This is a genomic window from Streptomyces sp. NPDC001770 (assembly GCF_053596135.1).
The window spans coordinates 248,602-270,895 of the sequence record NZ_JBSFFN010000004.1; the positions used below are offsets into that span (position 1 = coordinate 248,602).

Here is a 22,294-nt window from a genome sequence, read left to right on the forward strand (position 1 = left end):
GCATTTTTCGCAGGTCGGGCGGGGCATCGCGCACACTGGAAGGTGAGCGCGGTGCCCCGCCGCGTTCCGTACGGGGCACCTCCCCCGCTCCCCTCTGCTCCCCCCACCCCCCTTTTCGTTTCGCCGGTGGACAACGGCGTCCGCCCAGCTAGGAGTCTCCCCGTGGCCATTTCGGTCTTCGACCTGTTCTCGATCGGCATCGGGCCGTCCAGCTCCCACACCGTGGGACCGATGCGGGCGGCGCGGATGTTCGCGCGCCGGCTGAAGAACGAGGGCCTGCTCGCGCCGACCGCCTCGATACGCGCCGAGCTGTACGGCTCCCTGGGCGCGACCGGCCACGGCCACGGCACGCCGAAGGCGGTCCTCCTCGGCCTGGAGGGCGAGTCCCCCCGGACCGTGGACGTCGAGTCCGCCGACGCCCGGGTCGAGCAGATCCGCACCACCGGCCGCATCAGCCTGCTGGGCGCCCACGAGATCCCGTTCGACGCGGACGAGCACCTGGTCCTGCACCGCCGCAAGGCGCTTCCGTACCACGCCAACGGGATGTCCATCCACGCGTACGACGAGACCGGCGCGCTGCTGCTGGAGAAGACGTACTACTCGGTGGGCGGCGGGTTCGTCGTCGACGAGGACGCGGTCGGCGCCGACCGGATCATCCCCGACGACACCGTCCTCGCCCACCCCTTCCGCACCGGCGACGAGCTGCTCCGCCTGGCCCGGGAGACCGGACTCTCGATCTCCTCGCTGATGCTGGAGAACGAGAAGGAGTGGCGCACCGAGGAGGAGATCCGCACCGGTCTGCTGGAGATCTGGCGGGTCATGCAGGCGTGTGTCGGCCGGGGCATGTCCCGCGAGGGCATCCTCCCCGGCGGCCTCAAGGTCCGCCGCCGCGCCGCGAACTCCGCCCGCCAGCTGCGCGCCGAGGGCGACCCGCAGACCCACGCGATGGAGTGGATCACCCTCTACGCCATGGCGGTCAACGAGGAGAACGCCGCCGGTGGCCGGGTCGTGACCGCCCCCACCAACGGCGCGGCCGGCATCATCCCCGCGGTCCTGCACTACTACATGAACTTCGCGGCGGGCGGCGCCACCCCCGAGGAGAAGGACGACAGCGTCGTCCGCTTCCTCCTCGCGGCGGGCGCCATCGGCATGCTCTTCAAGGAGAACGCCTCGATCTCCGGCGCCGAGGTCGGCTGCCAGGGCGAGGTCGGCTCCGCCTGCTCCATGGCCGCCGGCGCGCTCGCCGAGGTCCTCGGCGGCTCCCCCGAGCAGGTCGAGAACGCCGCCGAGATCGGCATGGAACACAACCTCGGCCTCACCTGCGACCCGGTCGGCGGCCTCGTCCAGATCCCCTGCATCGAGCGGAACGGCATGGCGGCCGTCAAGGCCGTCACCGCCGCGAAGATGGCCCTGCGCGGCGACGGCACCCACAAGGTCTCCCTGGACAAGGTCATCAAGACCATGAAGGAGACCGGCGCGGACATGTCCGTGAAGTACAAGGAGACCGCCCGGGGCGGTCTCGCGGTGAACATCATCGAGTGCTGAGGCCGTAGGCCCTGACCGGCGCGTTCCCATGCGGTCAACGACGGGGGCTCCGCCCCCGCCACCTGCCCTGCTCCCCTTCGGCGATCTGGCACGCCTGGTCGCCGAAGGGGAGATGGACCTGTCCGCACCCGGCCGCTGCCTACGTCGCGGCGCACGGAGCGGGGTCGGCGAACTCCAGTCATCGCCCGCGAGCTGGGGGCGCTCTCCGTCATCCGCCCCGCCGTAGAGGCGGTGCTCGCCTGATGGTCAGCCCAACTCGGCTCCCCAGGTCCCCGGAGGCACCGCCGCACGTGGCCCGTCCCGGACAGCCCTCGGGGTCGCGGGTCGAGCCGGTCTCGACGGGCTGACGAGGAGACCGCCGGACCGCCAGGGGCGGCCCGGCGGGACGTACGAAGACGCGCCCTCAGCCCCGGTCAGGCGTTCATGAACTGGTCCACCCGCAGCGCCCGGTCGACGATCCGTACGTCGCCGAGGGTGCCGTGGAAGACCTGGCTGACATTCCCGGCCCACTGGTAGCCGCCCACGAGGAACGGCTTGTGCAGCGAGGCCAGGCCGACCGCCTTCGAGGTGGGGTTGCGGCCCTCCTCGCAGCCGTTCACGTAGAGCTTGCTCGCCTTGCCGTCGTTGACGACGGCGACGTGCCACCACTCCTGCTGCTGGAGCAGGTGGCTCCACGCGGTGGTCGCTCCGTCCATGTTGAGCGGGTAGGCGTTCCACTGGATCTCCAGGGAGCCGCTGAGCCCCAGCGTCATGACGGGTTCGTCGGCGGTCGACGTCGGGCCGTTCTTCCCGGCCTCGGCGGCGGTGCCTGCGCGGCTGAGCATCGAGGACCAGCCGTTGCGTCCACCGTCCCAGTCGGCGGGCACCTTGAAGAACAGCTCGATGGTGTAGCCGTGCGGGAAGGTCTCGGCGTTGACCGGGGCCCTGTCGACGGTGCGGAGGTACGCGCCGCCGACCGGGTTGCCCTGGCCGGCGAAGACGAGGCCGCCGTGTCCGGGCTGGTCGGGGTGGTGGTCGCCGGTCCAGGTCAGCGCGTTCGCGGCGGCGCCCGGGACCTGCTGGAGGACGAGGTCGTTGCCGTGGCCCGTCTGGTCCTGGACGACCGTACCGGCGGGCAGGCTGCCGCCTTCGGTGCCGGAGCCGTCGAACCGCCAGTACGCGAGGGTGCCGGGAACCAGCATGCGCCGGGCGGCGCGGGGCGCCCGCTCCGGGACCGGGGCGAAGCCGGCGAAGCGCTTCTCGAAGTCGATGTCCATGGAGAAGTAGTCGACCGGGGAGGTCAGTTCGATCTCCTGGGCGGCGGCCGCGTTCAGCTCGTCCTCGGCCGCGCGTTCCCGCATCCACGGCGAGAACGTCGCGATGTCGATCCGGCCGCGGTTGAGGTCGAAGCGGTACGAGCGCAGCATGCCGGAGCCGCCGTAGTAGCGGTCCTGGTAGTTGGTGATGTGCAGGTGCACGTCGTTGCCGGCGCTGTTCTTCTTCACGGTGGAGCCGGGCGGCCAGTAGTGGCCGTTCAGAGTGAGGAAGACCTGGTCGTTGTCCTTGATCAGCCCGTCCCACATCTGCTGCCCGTACGCGGAGAGTTCGGCGGAGCCGTCGTCGTACGAGCCGACGATCTCGTGGGTCGTCACGATCACCGGCAGCGTCGGGTTCGCCCTGATGACGGCGTTGGCCCAGGCGAACCCCGCCGCCGACATCCGCCAGTCGAGGGAGAGCACCATCCAACTTCGGCCGCCCGCGCGGAAGATGTGGCTGGTGTTGTAGCCGTCGGGGCTGGAGGAGTGGTACGCGGGCGACTTCCTGGCGCGCGCCGGGCCGAAGGTGTCCAGGTACGGCGTCCGGCCGCGCTGGTCGTCGCCGCCCACGTCGTGGTTGCCCGCCAGCACTCCGTACGCGGCGCCCGCGTCGTCGAGCATGTCGAACACCTTGGTCACGGCGGCGTACTCCTCGGCGTGACCGTTGTTGGTCACGTCGCCGAGGTGGGCGAGGAACACGATGTTCTCGTCCCTCCCGCCGGCCCGCCCGGCCGGGTCGAGCACGTACCGGAAGGACGCCTCCATCGGGGCCGGGTGGATCCGGTCGATGTCGAACATGTACTGCGTGTCGGGCATGACGACGAAGGTGAACCGCGGGCTCTCCGGGTCCGGGCTCCACGTGCCGCGCGAGCCGTGGCCCTTCCTGTCGTCCGAACCGGAACCGTCCGAACCGGAATCGTGCGCACCGGACGAGCCCCTGTCCGACGCGAAGGCGGGTGTCGCACCCAGCAGTCCGGTCGCCGTGGCGGCCGCCCCCGCGCCGAGCACACCGGCGCCGCGCAGGAAGGTGCGCCGGCTCCTGGCCGCGAGCCCGTCGCCGTCGAGATCGGCGGTACGCGGACAGCCGCAGCCGGCCGCGTGTGCGTCCGCTTCCGTCGACGGGCTTCGCACCGGCGCGTCGGGGCTGCCGTCAGGGGTGGTGTGCATACGTGCTCCCAGCAACGAATCAAGTGGATGCACGCACGCTAGAAAGGTCACCGGGGCGGGCGGATGTCGCGCCGGCGGCCGGCCGCCCAACACTCGGACAACTCCGTGACCAGGGACGGAGCTCCCGCTCCCCTACAACTCCACCTCGGCCCAGATGATCTTCGCGTCGTGGGTGTAGCGGGTGCCCCAGCGGGAGGCGAGCTGGGACATGATGAAGAGGCCCCGGCCGCCCTCGTCGCCGGCCCGGGCGTGGCGCAGATGGGGGGCGACGAGGCTGGCGTCGCGGACCTCGCAGGTGAGGGCCTGGGTACGGACCAGGCGCAGGGAGAGCGGCGGGGTGCCGTAGCGCACGGCGTTGGTGACGAGCTCGCTGACGATGAGCTCGACCGCGTACAGCGCGTCCTTGGGGACCTTCCACTCGCTCAGGTGCGAGCGGGTCACGGTGCGGGCCTTCGCCGGGGCGCCCGCGTCGGGGTCGAGCTCGATGGTGACCACCTGGGCGGGGCTGACCTCGGTGGGGCGGGCGAGGAGCAGCACCGCGCCTTCCGGGTGGGCGACGGGCCGGTAGTTGTACATGATGGCGTCGGCGATCTCCTGCAGGTCCCGGTCGGCCGGCGTGAGCACCTCGTCGACGGGGCGCAGACCAGGGCGTTCGCGCAGGTTGCTGCCGCCGCTGTGCATGACGATGAGGCTGCCCGGTTCGAGGGTGATCTCGGCCGTGGCGAAGGGAGCGTTCTCGGTCGCGGAGAGCGGTGGCCCCTCGGGCAGGTCGAAGGACTGCGGGGTGCCGTCCGGGCGGACGATGTGGGGAAGAGGCGCACCGGCCCGGGCCACCGTCCAGAGCCGGGTGAACGGGTCGTACTCCCCGTAGAGGCAGGTCGCCCTGAGGGGCCGGTGGCGGAGGGCGTCGCCGACGGGGAGCGCCGCCCGCTCCTCGGCGAGCTGGACGGCGATGTCGTTGACCCGGGAGAACAGTTCCTCGGGCGAGAGGTCGAGGGCGGCGAGCGTACGGACGGCGGTGCGCAGTTGGCCCATGGTCGTCGCGGTCTGGACTCCCTGGCCGTCGACCCGGCCGACGACCAGGGCGGTCCGTGCGCCGGAGAGGGAGATGGTGTCGAACCAGCTGCCGCTGTTGCGGCCGGGCAGGTACACGTGGGCGGTGTCGACGGCGATCGGGAACGCGGGGCCGGCCGGCAGCAACCGGCGCTGAACGGTGGAGGCGACGGTGTGGTCGCGTTCGTAGCGCCGCGCGTTGTCGACGCTCAGCGCGGTGTGCGCGGCGAGCGTCACCCCGAAGGAGAGGTCGCCCTCGTCGTACGGCTCGCTCCCGCCGCACCGGTAGAGGCTGACGACGCCGAACGCGGTGCCGCGCAGCGCCAGGGGCGCCACGATCATCGAGTGCGACCCGAACTCCTCGATGGACCTGGCCCGGTCGGGGTCGGTCTCGTACCAGGGCAGGCCGGGGGTGAGCTGCACCAGGCGGGGGCTGAGGTCGCCGAGGGAGAGGGAGTACGGGGTCGGGTGCGGCATCTCCCGTACGTCGCCCACCGGGTGGGCGGCCCCGCCCGCGCCGAGGGGGCCCCGGAACGCGATGCGGCGCAGCGGGGTGCCCCGGGGCGGTGGGCCGGCGGGGGCGTCGGCGCCGCGCAGCACGTCGTCCACGATCTCGACGACCGCGATGTCCGCGAACCCGGGGACGAGCGCCATGACCAGTTCCTCGCAGGTGACGGCGAGGTCGAGGGACTGGCCGACCCGTTCGCGTACGGCGTCGAGTGCCGCGGCGCGGGCGGAGTTGCGCTCCTGGGCGGTGATGTCCGCGGCGAGCACGAGCAGCGCCGCCGGTCCCGGGGCGGAGGCGTCCGGCAGTGCGGCGGTGTCCGTGCCGGAGCCGGCGGCCAGCGGGTGGAACGCGACGGCGAAGGTGCGGTCGGTGCCGGCCGGGTCGGTGCGGTACGCCCTGACCACGCCGACGGGGCCGGCGCCGCCCTCGCCGGGGTGTGCGGCCCCGGTGGTCCGCGCGGACGCGGCCGGCCGGGGCGAGGGGGGTGATGCGGTGCCGACGGGCTCCGGGGTGCCGGCTCCGAGGGCGCGTACCGCCGCGTCCGGGTCCTCCAGCCGGAACACGTCGGTGAGCAGCCGTCCGACCACCTGGTCCGGGGCCTCGCCGAAGGTGAGCGCGCCGGCCCTGCCGATGCGCAGGTCCCGGTCGACCACGTACGTACGGATGACGGGGGCGGTCACGAGGGCGTGCAGCAGAGCGGGGGGTGCCGGGTCGCCCGGGGGGACCGCCGACGGGAGGTCGTCGTCCGGCACTGCTCCACCACCGCCCTTCGAACACGACTTCGCCTCACACCACCTTGGGACCCGCGAAGCGCTCGCGCCATCGGGGGGCGTACGGACGGAGGACGGGCGCGGGCGGACGTCCGGCGGGCGGACGGCGGATCGCGGCAGGGCTCCGGAGGGCAGTAGCGCCAAGGGTTCTGGCGGCCGGCCGGTGGATCGGGGGAGAACGCCGACGGTTTCGGGACATCGGCGGGAGGGCTCGCCGCGACCACTCCGAAAGGTGGGTGAGCGCCCGCAATGTGGACATCGGTGCGCCACGGAGTGGACTACGACGGTCATCAACCGCTCATAAAGTCACCAGCGTTCGGCGGCACCATACAATTTCGGTCACGGGCGACTTCCCTCAGCCTTTTGCCCGGGGTTGACTGGGTGTCACGCATGGTGACGCGATGGCGCGGAGCCCGGTTCCACCCGACCGCCGAATACACCCGTTCGGCGGCCCCGGTACGGCAGGGAGAAGGAAGAGGGAGGAACCACCACAACCGCCTCACCTCGCAGGGTGATGCCTTGGCCAAAGAAAATGGGGTCCGGAACGCTGGGTTCCGCCGATTTCCCACGACTTCGCGCTCCGTGTGCGCCCCACGACCACCCGCCGACACCACCCTCCATCCACACCGTCTTGACGAGGGGTACCAATGAGCCAGATCGCGTTACCGGCGTTTCATATGCCGTTCGCCAGTGCCGGATGCAATCCGGGTCTGGAGAAAACCAAGGAGGCCGCCTGGAAATGGGCGGATTTCCATGGCGTGGAGCTTTCTCCGGTGGCCCGGAAGAAAATGATCAGAACCCGGCCGGAGCTGTGGATCTCCCTCATCTTCCCGAACGCTTCCCAGCAGCATCTCGACCTGTTCTGCCAGTGGCTCTTCTGGGCCTTCCTGGTGGACGACGAATTCGACGACGGACCCGCCGGACGGGATCCCCGGATGTGCGGCTCCGCCATCACCCGGCTCGTCGAGGTACTCGACGGGGCCGTGGCGCACTCCGCCATGGAACTCACCCTGGAGGAGCTGCGGAACCGCACGTACCGCGACCGGTCGACGGCCTGGGTACGGCAGTTCCGCAGGGACACCGTGGCCTGGCTCTGGACGTACTACGCCGAGGCGGTCGAACGGGCCGCCGGACAGGTGCCGTCCCGGGCCGCGTTCGTGAAGCACCGCCGGGATTCCGTGGCGATGCAGCCCTTCCTCGACCTCCACGAGATCACTGCGGGCATCGATCTCACGGACGCCGCCCGGAGCCTTCCCGCATACGTCGCGCTCCGGGACGCGGTGACCGATCATTCAGGTCTCTGCAACGACATCTGCTCCTTCGAGAAGGAGGCGGCGATGGGCTACGAGCACAACGCCGTCCGCCTCATCCAGCGCGACCGCGGCGGCACGCTCCAGGAAGCCATCGACGAAGCCGGCATCCAGCTGGCACGGATAGCGGAACGTGTCCGGCGCGCGGAGAAGGACCTGGTCGCGGAGATGGACGCGGCCGGAACGGAGGGGGCGGAACGAATCGCTCTGGAACGGTGCGTGCGGGACTACCGCGGCCTCGTGCGGGGCGACTTCGACTACCACGCACGGGCCGAGCGCTACACCCGCCCGGACCTCGTGGAGCCGGAGGAGCGGAGCGAGCTCTCCCGGTTCTTCGCGGCGTGAACGGTACCGTGCGATCCCCTCACCGGGCGCCGCGGGCGTCCGGTGGGTCCTGAGGAGAGAACTCCCGGGGCCCCGACGGCGTGCGAGGCGCCCACGGCATGCGGCTTCCGGAATTTCGGCGGCGGAACCCCGGAAGCCGCATCCGGCGCCTCAAGGCTGTCCTGTCAAGACCTTGACCTACACCTGGGCGAGTGTTCACTCGATCGCGTGATTTCTCGTGCAACACTGTCACCTCCGGCACCAAAGGTCGGCCGGTTCCCGAGGGTCGCTCCCGTATCTCAGGGGGCGTTCGCACAGATCGCGCCGATGGCGCCGATCGCACCTCAGGGAGAACCCCGACCGGCGGGATCGCCGCTCTCTCATCATCATCCTCGGGGAATCAAACATGAGATCGAAGCGAAGAGTATGGGCCACGGCCGCCGTCGCGACGGCGGCCGTGGCGGGTGTCCTCGTGTTCCAGGGGGTCACCGGCACCGACGACGCCCACGGGGGCGTGGACGCCAAGTCCGCCCCGGCGCAGGCCGACGTGCACAAGAACGAGCTCAAGGTGTCGGCGGACGGGACCACCGCCGACTTCGAGCAGAAGGACACCAGGCCCTTCAGCCTGCTGGGCGTCACCTGGACCGACCCGGCGGCGAAGATATCCGGCACCGTCGAGGCGCGGACCCGCTCGGTGGCGACCGGCAAGTGGACCGGCTGGCTGCCGCTGGCGACCGACATCGACGGGCGCACCGAGACCGGCCAGGCCGGTGTACGGGGCACCACCGAGCCGCGCTGGGTCGGGGCGTCGAACGGCGTGGAGGTCCGGGTGACCTCCGGGGCCGGCTCCACCGCGGGTCTGCCCGCCGGTCTCCGCCTGGACACCGTCGACCCCGGCGCCTCCGGCCTGGACGCGGAGAGCGCCGCGTACGCACAGGACATGACGGAGGGTACGGAGGGTTCCGCCGAGGACGGCGAGACCGCCGGTCCCACCCCGACGGACACCGCGCCGACGCCGGAGGCCCCGGTGTCCCCGACGGCCGAGGACACCCCGGAGACCGGCGAGCTGCCCGGCACGGCCACCGACGAGCCGACGTCGGACCCGACGACGGCGGCGCCCACCACCGGGGCGCCGAGCGTGACGGCCACGCCGACCACTCCGGCACCGACCCCGACGACGGCCGCTCCCACGCCGACCGTGCCGCCCGCACCGGTGTCCACGATGCCGAAGCCGCCGATCGTCAGCAGGGCCGCGTGGGGCGCGAACGAGAAGCTCAACGACGAGGCGCCGGAGTACACGACATCGGTCAAGGCCGTGTTCGTGCACCACACCGCGCAGACGAACGACTACTCCTGTGCGGACTCCCCCGCCATCATGCGGAGCCTGCACGCCTTCCACGTCCAGTCGAACGGCTGGAAGGACCTGGGCTACAACTTCATCGTCGACAAGTGCGGGACGATCTTCGAAGGCCGCAAGGGCGGTGTGGACCAGCCGGTGTTCGGCGCCCACACCTACGGCTTCAACCGTGAGACGGCCGGTATCGCGGTCATCGGCATGTACACCGACACCAAGGCCGCGACCGCCGCGACCACGGCGGTGGCCAGGCTCGCCGCGTGGAAGCTCGGCCAGTACAAGGGCGACCCGGCCGGCAGGACGACGCTGGTGGCCGGCGCGACCCAGTCGAGCGGCACCGGCATCGCGTACACCGCGGGAAAGTCCTACACCTTCAACCAGATCTCCGGTCACCGCGACGGCTTCAACACCGAGTGCCCCGGCACCGCGCTCTACGGGCAGTTGGGCGCGATCCGTTCCGCCGCGGCGGGTCCGGTCACCGGTCTGGCCATCTCCTCGGTCACCGGGAGCAGCGCCTCGGGCGCGACGACGTACACGCAGTCGAGCGTCAAGGTCGCCTGGACGTCGACCACTCCGGCCGCCCTCGTCGCCAAGTACGAGCTGCTGGTCGACGGCAAGGTGGTCGCCACCACGAACGGCAGCACGACCTCCGCCTCGGCGACGCTCGCGGTCGGCACCCACAAGGTGCAGGTCCGGGCGACGCATCAGTCGGGCAAGGTCGCGCCGCTCTCGGCCGCCGCGACCGTGGTCGCCGAGAAGACGGCGCCCTCCTTCACCACGAAGCCCTCGCTGGCGCTGAGCGCCGGCACGGTCAGCACCACGGCCGTCCCCCTGACGCTGAAGTGGAAGGCCGCGGACGGGATCGCGCTCAAGGAGGTCCGGCTCACCGCCCCGGTGGCGAAGACCTTCACGGCGACGACGACCAGTGCCGCCCAGACCGCCAAGCCGGGCGTGGCGACGACCTGGAAGATGACGGCGTACGACCGTGCGGGCAACACCGCCGCCGCGTCCGTGGCCGGTACCCCGGTGATCCTCCAGGAGACCTCCACCACGCGCACGGGCACGTGGACCGCGAAGTCCTCGTCGAGCTACCTCGGCGGGAAGTCGTACTCCAGCAGCGCCAAGAACGCGAGCATGACCTGGACGTTCACCGGCAGGTCGGCCGCGCTCGTCGTCTCGCGCGCCTCGACCTCGGGGCAGGTGTACGTCTACGTGGACGGCAAGAAGACGGCCACGGTGGACCTGAAGTCCTCCACCACCAAGTACCGCGACGCGATCTGGACGAGCACCTGGTCGGGCGCCGCCAAGCACACGGTGAAGCTGGTCGTGGCCGGCACGAGCGGCCGGCCCGCCATCACCACGGACGGGCTGGTCTACCTCAAGTAACGCTCGTGCGGCAGTACGTGTGACAGCGCGCCCCGGCCGGAAGTCCACCGGCCGGGGCGCGCTGTCGTGCTCACGGCCTCGTCGTGCTCACGGCGTCGTCGTGCTCACTGTCGCCGTGCCCGTGTCGCGGGCGCACCGGAACCCGCCGTGGCCGGTGGAGGAGTCGGGGGTGTTGTGGGAGCGGGCGGCTACCCGGTAGCGGTTGCAGTAGGAGGCGTGGCAGAGGTAGGAGCCGCCGCGGATGACACGTCCGCCGGGTCCGGAGGCGTCGGCGCACCACTCCCAGACGTTGCCCGAGGTGTTGTGGAGGCCGTACCCGTTGGGCGGGTAGGCGGTGACGGGTACGGTGCCGGGGCCGCCGGGCCGGTCGGAGCGGTGCGGGAAGTCGCCCAGCCAGGTGTTGCAGCGTTCCTCGCCACCGGGGGTGAACTCGTCGCCCCACGGGTAGCGGGCGCTGTTCAGCCCGCCCCGGGCGGCGTACTCCCATTCCGCCTCGGTGGGCAGGCGCAGCCCCGCCCAGGCGCAGTAGGCGAGGGCGTCGTCGTGGGAGACGTGGACGACGGGGTGGTCGGCGCGGCCCGTGACGTCGGAGCCGGGGCCTTCGGGGGCGGACCAGGAGGCGCCCTCCACGCCGAGCCACCAGGGGGCGCCGGGGACGGTGCCGACGACGTGGCGCCGGGCGTCGGGGTGGACGAGCTGGTGGAAGACGAAGGAGCTGCCGAAGCGTTCGGCGTCCGTGCGGTGTCCGGTGGCCCGGACGAACGCGGCGAACTGTGCGTTGCCGACGGCGGTGGTGTCGATGGCGAAGGCGCCGACGGTGACCCGGCGGGCGGGGCCCTCGTGGTCGGCCCGGTACCCCTCGTCGAAGGCGTCGCCCATCCAGAAGGTCCCGCCGGGCAGTTCGGCCAGGGTGTGTCCGCCGGCCCGTACGTTCCCCGGGGGCGGCGGGACGGCGGGTATGCCGAGCAGCGCGGGGCCGCGGTCGGCGCCGGTGCCGTGGCCGGTGCCGTGCGGGGTGCGGCCGGGGGCGCAACAGGGTCGGTCGGGCGTGCTCATGCGGAAGCTCCGGTGGTGACGTTCTGCCGTGGGTGGCGTTCTGCGGTACGGGGCCGGCGGGCGGCGGTGCCCGCGTCCAGGATCGCGGGGGCGCCGGCGCACGTCGTCGGCGGGTCCCGGTACACGCCGCCGGTGCGTGCGGTCGGGCCCCGGTCCGTCCACCCGTCGGCTCTTGGGACTGCGTCCGACGGGGAAGTACCCCATTCTGGAGGGCACCCGATCCTGGAGGGCACCGCGAAAGGGCCGAGGCACATGCGCGAGAGACATCCGGACGACCGCCCGACCGTCACCACCTTCCACGGAGCCGTGCGCGGAGTCCGGGAGAACGGGGTGGTGGTCTTCCGGGGCGTCCCGTACGCGGCTGCCCCCGTGGGCGCCCGCAGGTTCCGGGCGCCGGAGCCGCCCGAGCGGTGGGCGGGGGTGCGGGAGGCCGTCGCGTTCGGGCCGACCGCGCCGAAACGGCCGTACGACCCGCCCCTGGACGCCCTGTTGCCGGACCCCGAGGTGCCCGGGGACGGCTGGCTCAACCTCAACGTCTGGACGCCCGGCCCGGAGCGGACGGGGCTGCCGGTGCTCGTCTGGATACACGGCGGCTCGCTGCTGCACGGGTCCTCCGCCGTCCCGGTCTACGACGGGACGGCGTTCGCCCGGGACGGGGTGGTGCTGGTCTCGGTCAACTACCGCCTGGGGATCGAGGGGTTCGGCGTGCTCCCGGACGCCCCCGCCAATCTCGGGCTGCTCGACCAGCTGGCCGCGCTGGAGTGGGTACGGGACAACGTCGCGGCGTTCGGGGGCGATCCGGAGCGGGTGACGGTGGCGGGTGAGTCGGCCGGGGCGGTGAGCGTCGCCGCGCTGCTCACCGCGCCGAGGGCGGCGGGGCTGTTCCGGCGGGCGGTGCTGCAGAGCGGGGCGCCGGACGCGCCGGCGCCCGAGGCGGGGCGCCGTACGACGGAGCTCGTCGCCCGGCGCCTGGGCGTTCCGGCGACGGCCGCGGCGCTGGCGGCCGTGGAACCGTCCGCGCTGCTCGCCGCCCAGGCCGAGGTGACCCGCGGCGGGAACCCGCTGACCGGCCGCAACGCGTTCCAGATCGTGGTCGACGGCGACCTGCTCCCCCGCGACCCTGCCGAGGCGCTGCGCGAGGGCGCGGCGGGCGGGGTGGACCTGCTGATGGGGACGAACACCGAGGAGTACCGCCTCTGGTTCGTGCCCAGTGGGCTGACCGAGCGTCTGGGGCGCGTCCGGCTGCGGCTGGCGCTGCTGAAGTTCGGGGTGCCGGGCGCGACGGCGCGCGTGTACCGGGCCAACCGCCCGGACGCCACGCCGGGCGAGCTGCTCGGCGCGCTCGCCACGGACCTGCTGCTGAGGGTGCCCCTCAACGTCCTGGCGGACGCGCGGGTGGGCGCTCCGGGCCGTACGTACCTCTACGAGTTCGGCTGGCCCTCCCCCGTGCGGCGTCTGGGAGCCTGCCACGCCCTGGAGATCGGCTTCGTCTTCGACACCCTGGCCCACCCGGACGCCGTGGCGCTGGCCGGTCCGCACGCCCCGCAGGAGCTGGCGGACGCGATGCACGCGGCCTGGGTACGGTTCGCGGCCACCGGTGATCCGGGGTGGGACGCCTGGGACGCGCGGCGGCCGGTGATGGCGTTCGGTCCGGGCGCTCCCGCCGTGGTGGAGGCGCCCCGCGACGACGAGCTGCGCGGCTGGCCCCCGTACCGCGCGGCGGGCTGAGTTCCAGGGGTGGGCCCCGGTCCGCAACGGGACCGGGGACCGCCGCCGACGGTTCGGGCCGTGGCCCGCCGGACCCGGGTCTCGTCCCGCGTCGGGCTCAGGCCTCGTCCCGTCGGGTTCGGGCCGTGCCCGGTCGGGCTCAGGCCTTGTTCTGCGAGGCCCAGAACTCGTCGAAGGTGAGCAGGCCGTCACCGTTGGCGTCGTGGGAGTTGATGATCGCCTGGGCGACCGTCTCGGTGACGAACGGGTCGCCCAGCTGCGCCATGGCGCTCTTGTACTCGGCGGCCGTGATGAGGCCGTCACCGTTCTGGTCGAAATGCTCGAACGCCTTGCGTGCCGACTCGATGTCCGCCACTTTTCCGCCCCTATCGCTTGTCCGATTGACGGTGGTCAGATTAACGGGCCGACGCGCCCACCCCAGCGGCGGCCGGTGAAGAGCCGGACGGCCGGCCGGACCAGCAGGGCGGCAACGACCTTCCTCCTTCACGAGGCATCTACGAATCATCCACTGAACCTCATATTCATTCACTGAATGCCAGGGATTTCCCTGATGACACCTACGATTCACATCCCAAAAGAGCGCATAGATACCCACATGCCCGAAATGTGTCTTTGGTTTCCCGAGGGCTGATGTGCCATAGTCGTCCCACGACCTCCTCCGACCCGAGCACAGGTCATGCACGCGGCCGTGGACCACCCCCCATTCCACGGCCCCCCACAGAAGCCCCCAGCTCGCCGGACCACGGCGGACGGGGGCTTCTGCGTGTACCGGGGAGCACCCCCCAGGGCGGTCTACCGGTCCGTGCGGTCGGAGATCCGCATCTCGAACCAGGTGATCTTGCCGCGCGGCAGCAGGTCGACCCCCCAGCGGTCGGAGAGCTTGTCGACGAGGAAGAGGCCCCGCCCGCTCACGTCCATCTCCCGCACCGGCATCAGGCACGGCAGGCCGCGCGAGGGGTCGCGCACGCCGATCCGGATCATGCCCCGGCGGCGCTCCATGCGCAGGCCGAAGTACTGCGCCCCGGTGTGCCGTACGGCATTGCCGACGAGTTCCGAGACGAGCAGGACGGCGTACTCGGCGAGCTGCGGGGAGAGGTTCCACTGCCACAGCACCACGGCCGACGCGATCCGGCGAGCCGTCGCGGCCGACTCCGGACGGGAAGGCAGCCGCACGCCCTCCTCGTCGGTCGGGTTGCCGTACAACTCCAGTACATGGCTCGGCTGTTCGTCCTCCGACACCGATACCCGCCGCGCAGCCGTCGCACTTCCGTGCGCGCGCGACTGTTCCCCACCCTCCAAGCCCGCCATGCCCCCCATCATGGCCGGAGCGGACCTCGCCCGGAGCCGTTCCGGGGGAATCCCACCTCCGGAATGGCCGGATCCGGTAGGGAGATCGGCATATGCCAAAGGCATAAAAATGATCTGGACAACCCTGCTGACCTGGGACGGAATACCGGCGTCGCGAAAGGCCCACCCTGGCCGCCTCACCGGCCGGGGTGAACGGTGCGGGCCGGTGCGGGTACCGGCGATGCCGCCCGCACGGATGAATCCGCACCGCCCTCTCGGCGACGTACGACGCACCCACCGACCACGCGCGGCCCGCCCGCACGACGCGTGCGAGCAGGGCCGGCGCGGCCGGCCGGCTCAGCGGAAGGTGGCCTTCCCCGGCCCGTCCTCCATGAAGCTGCGCATGCCGGTCGCCCGGTCCTCCGTGGCGAACAGCCCGGCGAACAGGGTCCGTTCGATGGTGAGACCGGTGTCGAGGTCCGTCTCCAGACCCGCGTCCACCGCTTCCTTCGCGGCCCGCAGCGCCAGCGCCGGCCCCTTCGCCAGGGCCGAGGCCCAGGCGTACGCCTGCGCGTACACCTCGTCCGCCGGAACCACCCGGTCGACCAGGCCGATGGCCAGGGCCTCGTCCGCCCGCACGTGACGGCCGGTGAAGATCAGGTCCTTGGCCCGCGAGGGGCCGACGAGACGGGCGAGGCGCTGCGTGCCGCCGGCCCCCGGGATCACCCCGAGCAGGATCTCCGGCTGGCCCAGCCGGGCGTTCTCCCCGGCGATCCGGAAGTCGGCGCAGAGCGCCAGCTCGCAGCCGCCGCCCAGGGCGTACCCGGAGACGGCGGCGACCACCGGCTTGGGGATGCGGGCGACGGCGGTGAAGGAGTCCTGGAGCGCGCGGGACCGTACGACCATCGCCGCGTGGTCCATGTCCCGCATCTCCTTGATGTCCGCGCCGGCCGCGAACACCTTCTCTCCCCCGTGGATCACCACGGCGCGCACGTCGTCGCGGCGGGCGGCCTCCTCGGCCAGTTCCTTCAGCCGGTCCTGGGTGGCCACGTCCAACGCGTTCATCGGCGGCCGGTCCAGCCGGATCGTGCCGACGCCGTCCTGTACTTCGAGGGTTACGGTCATGGGGGCAGGCTAAGTGCTGTCCCGGCGGATGACGGGGGCCGGCAGGGGAGGCGCAGGTCACGTGCCCGTTGCGGGGGCGCGCTCCGCGGCCGGCCCCGTGGCAGGATTCACGCATGCCGATCGTTTCCGTGTCTCCCGAAGTGTCCATCGCGTACGAGAGCTTCGGCGATCCCGGGGACCCGCCCGTCCTGCTCGTGATGGGTCTCGGCGCGCAGATGCTCGCCTGGCACGAGGACTTCTGCCGCGCGCTGGCGAACCGCGGCCGGTACGTGATCCGGTACGACAACCGTGACTGCGGGCTGTCCACCACGTTCGACGAACACCCTGTCGACACGGGCGAGTTCATCGCCACCGTCAGCTCCGGCGACATCCCCGCCGCCCTCGCGATGGTTCCCTACCGGCTCCGCGACATGGCCGACGACGGACTCGGCCTGCTCACCGCGCTCGGTATCGAGCGCGCCCACGTGGTCGGTACCTCGATGGGCGGGATGATCGCCCAGACGATGGCCCTCTCCTCCCCGGAGCGGGTGCTGACCCTGACGTCGATGATGTCGTCGACCGGCGAGAGTGAGTACGGCCTGTCCAGCCCGGAGGCCCAGGCGGCGGTGTCCGCCCCGAAGCCGGCGGACCGCGAGGGATACGTGGCGGCGGCGGAGAGGGAGCTGGTGTGGGCCTCCAAGCGGTACGGCGACGCCAAGGCGCTGCGTGAGCTGGCCGCCGCGAGCTACGACCGGTCGTACCGCCCCGCGGGGACCGGGCGGCAGCTCGGCGCGATGATCCTCAGCGGTTCACGCGCGGACGCACTCCGCGGACTGCGGGTGCCGACGCTGGTGATCCATGGCCTGGACGACACGCTGATCGACCCCAGCGGCGGAAAGCGCACCGCGGAGCTCGTGCCCGGTGCGGAGCTCCTGCTGGTCCCCGACATGGGCCACGACCGCCCCCGGGAGCTCTGGCCGGTGCTCGTCGACGCCCTGGTGTCACACACCGGCTGAGCGGGCCGTCCCCCGGACGCGCCCCGACGCCCCCGCCCGCGATCGGCACCGGCACGGGCACCGGGCATGGAACGGGCGGTGGGCATGGAACGGGCGGTGGGCCCGGTGCCGTTCCCAGGCACCGGGCCCACCGCCCGTTTCCAACCGCTCGGTTCTCAGCCGCTCAGCAGGGTCACTTGATCCACTCGGACCAGTCCATGTTCCAGCCGTTGAGGCCGTTGTCCGGGGGGATGACCTTGTCCTTGGAGTTCTTCACCACGACGACGTCTCCGATGATCGACTGGTCGTAGAACCAGCCGGCCGGGGTCTGCCCGTCGTTCCCGCCGCGCACGTCCTGGAGCCCGACGCAGCCGTGGCTGGTGTTGGTGGTGCCGAAGATGCTGGAGTTGCCCCAGTAGTTGCCGTGCACGAAGGTGCCCGAGGTGGACAGGCGCATGGCGTGCGGCACGTCCTTGATGTCGTACTCCCCGCCGAAGCCGACCGTGTCGCCGTTCATCCGGGTCACCCGGAGCTTCTCGCTGATGACCATCTGGCCGTTGTACGTGGTCGTGGCCGGGGCGCCCGCCGAGATCGGGATGTCCTTGAGCGTCTTGCCGTCGCGGACGACGACCATCCGGTGGGTGGAGGCGTCGACCGTGGAGACCTGCCTGCGGCCGATCGTGAAGCTGAAGGACTTGGCCTGCTTGCCGTAGACGCCGGGCCGTCCCTCCACGCCGTCGAGGTTGAGCTCCACCGTCACCTTGGTGCCGGAGGCCCAGTAGTTCTCGGGGCGGAAGTCGAGGCGGTCGTTGCCGAACCAGTGGCCCTCGATCGGCACGCTGGGCTCGGCCTTGACCGTGATGGCCTTCTCCACGGCGTCGGGGTCGGTGATGCCCCGGGTGAAGTTGATGGAGACCGGCATGCCGACGCCGACGGTCGAGCCGTCCTCGGGGGTGTACTGCCCGATGAAGGTGTTCTTCGGGACCAGCGTGGTGAAGGTGGTGTCCTTGGCCGACTGGCGGCCCTTGGAGTCTTCGGCGATGGCGTGGACCGCGTACTTGGTGGACGCCGCGAGGTGCCGTTCGGGCGTCCAGTTGGTGGCGTCCGCGGAGAGGGTGCCCTGTACCTCGGCGCCCTGGGCGTCGACCACCTTGACCGCGGTCAGCTTGCCCTTGGCGGCCGAGACCTTCAGCGCTCCGCTGGTCTCCACGGAGGTGGCGCCGTCCGCCGGTGCCACGGTCACGACCGCCTCGGAGGCGGCGGTGTCCTGGACCTGGCCGCTGCCGCCCTTGGCTCCGGCGCCACCGCCGCCGCCCGCACCGCTTCCGCCGGAACCGCCGCAGGCCGTCACCAGCAGAAGCAGTGCGCCCAGCAGCACCGCGAGGATTCCGGGGCCCCGGCGCCCGCGCGTCCCCCCGCCGGTCCCGGCCGCACACCCTCGTATCGGCTTCCCGCTCATCGTGGTCGTCTCCCCTCGCACGGCCTGGCCCGACCGGGCCCCGCACACCCCCGCGCGTCGAACATGCGCGCCTATCGAGAAGAAAACCACACGGTGCAACGCGGTGAAGTACTGGGGATGTCACCGTTCAGTCCCAAGTGCCGCCGGAACAAACGCAGGTGACACGGGGTGCGGAGACGCTCACGGGGGCGGGGTGTCACCGCCCCGCACGGGGCACCTCCCGGAGGGCCGAACCCGCTTTCCACCGCTTCCAGTCGAGGTTCCAGCCGCTGAGTCCGTTGTCCGGGGCGACCGTCTTGTCGTCGGAGTTGACGACCTCCACGACGTCGCCGACGAGGGTGCGGTCGAAGAACCAGCCGGCCGGGGCGGACCCGCTGCCGCCCTTCTCGTCCCGCAGCCCGATGCAGCCGTGGCTGACGTTCTCGGAGCCGAAGGTGTCCTCGGGTGCCCAGTAGTTGCCGTGCAGGAAGGTGCCGGACTCGGTGAGCCGGATGGCGTGCGGCACGTCCTTGATGTCGTACTCCCCGCCGAAGCCGACCGTGCGCCCGTCCATCCGGGTCACCTCGTGGAGCTCGCTGACCACCATCTTCCCGTTGTAGGTGGTGGTCTTCGGCGCCCCCGCGGTGATCGGCACGGTGCTGACGAGCTCGCCGTCGCGGCGCACCTCCATGGTGTGTTCGGAGGCGTCGACCAGGGAGACCTGGGAGCGGCCCACGGTGAAGCGGACGCGCTTGTTCTGGCTGCCGTACACCCCGGGCGAGCCCTCCACGTCCCGCAGCCCGATGTCGACGGTGACCACGGTGCCCGGCTTCCAGTACTTCTCCGGGCGGAAGTCGAGCCGGTCCTTGCCGAACCAGTGGCCGGACACCTCCACGGCGGGGTCGGCGGTGACCTTGATGGCGCGCTGCACCGCGGCACGGTGGGTGACGGGGCTGCTGAAGTCGAAGGAGACGATCATCCCGGTGCCGACCGTGGAGCGGTGCTCCGGTTTGAAGTAGCCGATGAAGTGGTGCCCGGGGATCAGCGTGGTGAAGGTGGTGTGCCGGGCCGACCTGCGCCCGGCCCCGTCCACCGCCACCGCGTCGACGCTGTACTTCGCGGCGAGCCGGAGCCGTCCCGCGCCGCCGGCGGGGGTCCACCGGCGGCCGTCCTCGGAGATCCTCCCGGTGATCCGGTCGCTCCGGGCGTCCTCGATCTGCGAGACCTCGACGCTCTCCAGGTGCCCGTCCGGGACCTCCACCCCGATCCGGGTGGAGGCCGGGACGTTCTTGGCGCCGTCCGCCGGAAGGATCCGGATCGCGTCCTCGGGGGCGCGGGCCTTGCCGTTGACGAATGGAATCCCCCCGGTGCAGCCGGTCAGTAGGGCCGCGGCCACCAGTAGTCCTGCCCATGTCAGCACGGCGGCCGGACCGGTCCGTGCTCTCTTCGCTGTGTGAGTCACGCACCCACCAACGACCAGGGTCGCTCCGGGGAAACGTGAGTGTGGGCCTCCCGGTGGGCAGAACAGGGGGGAGGACTTCACCGGGAGGCCGCGGCCGGGACGCCGTGGGCGCTTCCCGTCTTGCCCGTCCCCACGAGCCGCAGGAGGCCGGGAGTGTCGAGCGCAGCCGAGCAGGAAGCCGCGCAGGAGCCGGTACGACCGGTACGCGCGGGCGAAGGGCCCTCGGGAAACACCACCCGTGTGCCGCACTCCGGTGCCTCCGCCTGGAGCCCGGACGGAGCCGTACCGCCGCCGGTGTGGCCGGGTGCGCCCATGCCTCTGGGGGCGCGGTTCCGGGTGGGTCCGGACGGGGTGGCGGGCACCAACTTCGCCCTGTGGGCGGGCGGGGCGGAGGCGGTCGACCTCTGCCTCTTCGACGAGGCGGGCCGCGAGACGCGGTGCCGCCTGACCGAGCTGACCCATGAGATCTGGCACGGTTTCCTGCCGGGGGTGCGGCCGGGCCAGCGGTACGGCTACCGCGTCCACGGCCGCTGGGACCCGTGGACGGGGGCGCGGTGGAACGCCGCGAAACTGCTGCTCGACCCGTACGCCCGCGCCGTGGACGGCAGTTTCTCCCTGCCGCCCGAGGTGTACGGCCACGTGCGGGACTGGCCGCAGCAGCACGTCGCCGACACCGTGCGCGACGAGCGCGACTCGGCGCCGTTCGTACCCAAGGGGGTCGTCGTGGACGACGACCCGCGGGGCGACGAGTGGATCGACGACCGGCGCCCCAAGACTCCCTGGGCCGATTCCGTCATCTACGAGCTCCACGTGCGCGGGTTCACCAAGCTGCACCCGGGCATCCCGCCCGAGCTGCGCGGTACGTACGCCGGTCTCGCCCACCCCGCCGCGATCGAGCACCTGAAGCGGCTGGGGGTGACGGCCGTGGAGCTGCTGCCGGTGCACCAGTTCGCGCACGAGGACCATCTGCTCCGGCGCGGGATGCACAACTACTGGGGCTACAACTCGATCGGCTACTTCGCCCCGCATGCCGACTACGCCGCGAGCGGTACCGCCGGGGCGCAGGTCGGCGAGTTCAAGCGGATGGTGCGCGCCCTGCACGACGCGGGGATCGAGGTGATCCTCGACGTGGTCTACAACCACACCGCCGAGGCCGGCGAGCTGGGCCCGACCCTGTCCATGCGCGGGGTCGACAACCGCGGCTACTACCGCCTCCAGTCCGACGCCCGCCGGTACGCCGACTACACCGGCTGCGGCAACACCCTGCACGTGGTGCAGCCGCACGTACTGCGGCTGATCACCGACTCCCTGCGGTACTGGGTCACCGAGATGGGCGTCGACGGCTTCCGCTTCGACCTCGCGGCGGCGCTGGCCCGCTCGATGCACGACGTCGACATGCTCTCCCCGTTCCTCGCGGTGATCGCCCAGGACCCGGTGCTGCGCCGGGTGAAGCTGATCGCCGAGCCCTGGGACGTGGGGAACGGCGGCTACCAGGTGGGCGCCTTCCCGCCGCTGTGGACCGAGTGGAACGACCGCTACCGCGACGCCGTCCGGGACTTCTGGCGCGGCGCGCTGCCCGACGTACGCGACCTCGGCTACCGCCTCTCCGGCTCCAGCGACCTGTACGCCTGGGGCGGGCGGCGCCCGTACGCCTCCGTCAACTTCGTCACCGCGCACGACGGTTTCACCCTGCGCGACCTGGTGAGCTACCACCACAAGCACAACGAGGCCAACGGCGAGGGCAACCGCGACGGCACCGGCGACAACCGCTCCTGGAACTGCGGCACGGAGGGCGAGAGCGACGACCCGGAGATCAACGCGCTCCGCCGCCGCCAGCTGCGCAACCTCCTCACCACGCTGCTGCTCTCCACCGGGGTGCCGATGCTGGTGGCCGGCGACGAGATGGGGCGTACGCAGGGCGGCAACAACAACGCCTACTGCCAGGACAACGAGATCAGCTGGGTCGACTGGTCGCTGCTGGAGGACCCCGGCTGGCGCGGGCTGACCGAGCTGACCGCCCGGGTGCTGCGGCTGCGGCACACCCATCCGGTGCTGCGCCGACGGGCGTTCTTCTCCGGTCGGCCCCAGACCGCGGACGGGCTGCGGGACCTTGCCTGGTTCACCCGGCACGGCGAGGAGATGACGGCCCAGGACTGGTACGCGCCCGCGGCGACGCTCGGGCTCTTCCTCTCCGGGCGGGACATCCCGGGCCGGGACGCGCGGGGCGAGCAGATCGTGGACGACAGCTTCCTGGCGGTCCTGCACGCGGCGGAGCACCCGGCCGGCTTCCTGCTGCCGGGCCCGCCGTGGGCCGCCTCCTACGAACTCGTCCTCGACACCTCCCGGGAGGACCAGGCCGAGGCACCCGGCACGGTCCACGCGGGCGGCACGGTGCTGACGGTGCCGGGGCGCTCGGTTCTGCTGCTGCGGGTGACGGCGTGAGGGGGTGACGGTGCGACGGACACCGGGGCCCCCGCCCTGGTCCGCCGCCGGGGCGGAGCCGGGGCTTCCG

The 22,294-nt window shown here is 72.0% G+C and carries 14 protein-coding genes; 6 read left to right on the forward strand and 8 right to left on the reverse strand.

The features are described from left to right. Positions 1-162: 162 nt before the first annotated feature. The gene (locus tag ACWCSV_RS06230; RefSeq protein ID WP_390962540.1) at positions 163-1,545 is read left to right on the forward strand and encodes an L-serine ammonia-lyase; all 1,383 of its coding nucleotides are present in this window, start codon (positions 163-165) and stop codon (positions 1,543-1,545) included. A gap of 413 nt (positions 1,546-1,958) precedes the next feature. On the opposite strand, the gene ACWCSV_RS06235 is transcribed toward ACWCSV_RS06230, so the two are convergent. Next, entirely contained in the window at positions 1,959-4,007 is a 2,049-nt protein-coding gene (locus ACWCSV_RS06235; protein WP_451138984.1) for a LamG-like jellyroll fold domain-containing protein, read from the reverse strand. Positions 4,008-4,139: 132 nt separating this feature from the next. Continuing rightward, positions 4,140-6,320: a SpoIIE family protein phosphatase gene (locus ACWCSV_RS06240; RefSeq protein ID WP_451138986.1), complete on the reverse strand. Its 2,181-nt coding sequence runs from the start codon at positions 6,318-6,320 to the stop codon at positions 4,140-4,142. An 806-nt stretch (positions 6,321-7,126) separates the two neighbouring features. Here ACWCSV_RS06240 and ACWCSV_RS06245 point away from each other — a divergent pair. Beyond that, positions 7,127-7,993 carry a terpene synthase family protein gene (locus ACWCSV_RS06245; RefSeq protein ID WP_451138988.1) on the forward strand — a complete coding sequence of 289 codons (867 nt, stop codon included), beginning with the start codon at positions 7,127-7,129 and terminating at the stop codon, positions 7,991-7,993. Positions 7,994-8,378: 385 nt separating this feature from the next. After that, positions 8,379-10,712, forward strand: a complete 2,334-nt coding sequence (locus ACWCSV_RS06250; RefSeq protein ID WP_451138990.1) for an N-acetylmuramoyl-L-alanine amidase — start codon at positions 8,379-8,381, stop codon at positions 10,710-10,712. 87 nt (positions 10,713-10,799) lie between these two features. Here ACWCSV_RS06250 and ACWCSV_RS06255 read toward each other — a convergent pair whose 3' ends face one another. Beyond that, a complete protein-coding gene (locus tag ACWCSV_RS06255; RefSeq protein ID WP_451138992.1) occupies positions 10,800-11,768 on the reverse strand; it encodes a formylglycine-generating enzyme family protein in 969 nt (322 codons plus the stop codon). 252 nt (positions 11,769-12,020) lie between these two features. Here ACWCSV_RS06255 and ACWCSV_RS06260 point away from each other — a divergent pair, with 252 nt between their 5' ends. Then, entirely contained in the window at positions 12,021-13,496 is a 1,476-nt protein-coding gene (locus ACWCSV_RS06260) for a carboxylesterase/lipase family protein (RefSeq protein WP_451138994.1), read from the forward strand. A 139-nt stretch (positions 13,497-13,635) separates the two neighbouring features. Here ACWCSV_RS06260 and ACWCSV_RS06265 read toward each other — a convergent pair whose 3' ends face one another. The 3 genes from ACWCSV_RS06265 to ACWCSV_RS06275 all read right to left on the reverse strand — a co-directional run bounded on the left by ACWCSV_RS06265 (position 13,636) and on the right by ACWCSV_RS06275 (position 15,908). After that, the gene (locus ACWCSV_RS06265; protein ID WP_386886403.1) at positions 13,636-13,851 is read right to left on the reverse strand and encodes an EF-hand domain-containing protein; all 216 of its coding nucleotides are present in this window, start codon (positions 13,849-13,851) and stop codon (positions 13,636-13,638) included. A 437-nt stretch (positions 13,852-14,288) separates the two neighbouring features. Next, positions 14,289-14,816: an ATP-binding protein gene (locus ACWCSV_RS06270; RefSeq protein WP_451138996.1), complete on the reverse strand. Its 528-nt coding sequence runs from the start codon at positions 14,814-14,816 to the stop codon at positions 14,289-14,291. A gap of 324 nt (positions 14,817-15,140) precedes the next feature. Further along, a complete protein-coding gene (locus ACWCSV_RS06275) occupies positions 15,141-15,908 on the reverse strand; it encodes an enoyl-CoA hydratase/isomerase family protein (protein WP_451138998.1) in 768 nt (255 codons plus the stop codon). 113 nt (positions 15,909-16,021) lie between these two features. Here ACWCSV_RS06275 and ACWCSV_RS06280 point away from each other — a divergent pair, with 113 nt between their 5' ends. After that, positions 16,022-16,903 (forward strand): alpha/beta fold hydrolase, encoded by an 882-nt coding sequence (locus tag ACWCSV_RS06280; protein ID WP_451139000.1) that lies wholly within the window; start codon positions 16,022-16,024, stop codon positions 16,901-16,903. A gap of 172 nt (positions 16,904-17,075) precedes the next feature. Here the strand turns inward: ACWCSV_RS06280 and ACWCSV_RS06285 are convergent, their stop codons facing one another. Next, positions 17,076-18,341: a L,D-transpeptidase gene (locus ACWCSV_RS06285; protein ID WP_451139002.1), complete on the reverse strand. Its 1,266-nt coding sequence runs from the start codon at positions 18,339-18,341 to the stop codon at positions 17,076-17,078. 196 nt (positions 18,342-18,537) lie between these two features. Beyond that, the gene (locus ACWCSV_RS06290; RefSeq protein ID WP_451139004.1) at positions 18,538-19,782 is read right to left on the reverse strand and encodes an Ig-like domain-containing protein; all 1,245 of its coding nucleotides are present in this window, start codon (positions 19,780-19,782) and stop codon (positions 18,538-18,540) included. A gap of 240 nt (positions 19,783-20,022) precedes the next feature. Here ACWCSV_RS06290 and glgX point away from each other — a divergent pair, with 240 nt between their 5' ends. Then, on the forward strand, positions 20,023-22,224 hold the full coding sequence (gene glgX / locus ACWCSV_RS06295; protein ID WP_451139114.1) for a glycogen debranching protein GlgX: 2,202 nt from the start codon (positions 20,023-20,025) through the stop codon (positions 22,222-22,224). Positions 22,225-22,294: the final 70 nt, after the last annotated feature.

Coding starts and splice junctions, on each gene's coding strand:
- ACWCSV_RS06270 (WP_451138996.1), bottom strand. CDS start 14,816: ATGATGGGGGGCATGGCGGGCTTGGAGGGTGGGGAACAGTCGCGCGCG.
- ACWCSV_RS06245 (WP_451138988.1), top strand. CDS start 7,127: ATGATCAGAACCCGGCCGGAGCTGTGGATCTCCCTCATCTTCCCGAAC.
- ACWCSV_RS06235 (WP_451138984.1), bottom strand. CDS start 4,007: ATGCACACCACCCCTGACGGCAGCCCCGACGCGCCGGTGCGAAGCCCG.
- ACWCSV_RS06280 (WP_451139000.1), top strand. CDS start 16,022: ATGCCGATCGTTTCCGTGTCTCCCGAAGTGTCCATCGCGTACGAGAGC.
- ACWCSV_RS06255 (WP_451138992.1), bottom strand. CDS start 11,768: ATGAGCACGCCCGACCGACCCTGTTGCGCCCCCGGCCGCACCCCGCAC.
- ACWCSV_RS06250 (WP_451138990.1), top strand. CDS start 8,379: ATGAGATCGAAGCGAAGAGTATGGGCCACGGCCGCCGTCGCGACGGCG.
- ACWCSV_RS06285 (WP_451139002.1), bottom strand. CDS start 18,341: ATGAGCGGGAAGCCGATACGAGGGTGTGCGGCCGGGACCGGCGGGGGG.
- ACWCSV_RS06275 (WP_451138998.1), bottom strand. CDS start 15,908: ATGACCGTAACCCTCGAAGTACAGGACGGCGTCGGCACGATCCGGCTG.
- ACWCSV_RS06260 (WP_451138994.1), top strand. CDS start 12,021: ATGCGCGAGAGACATCCGGACGACCGCCCGACCGTCACCACCTTCCAC.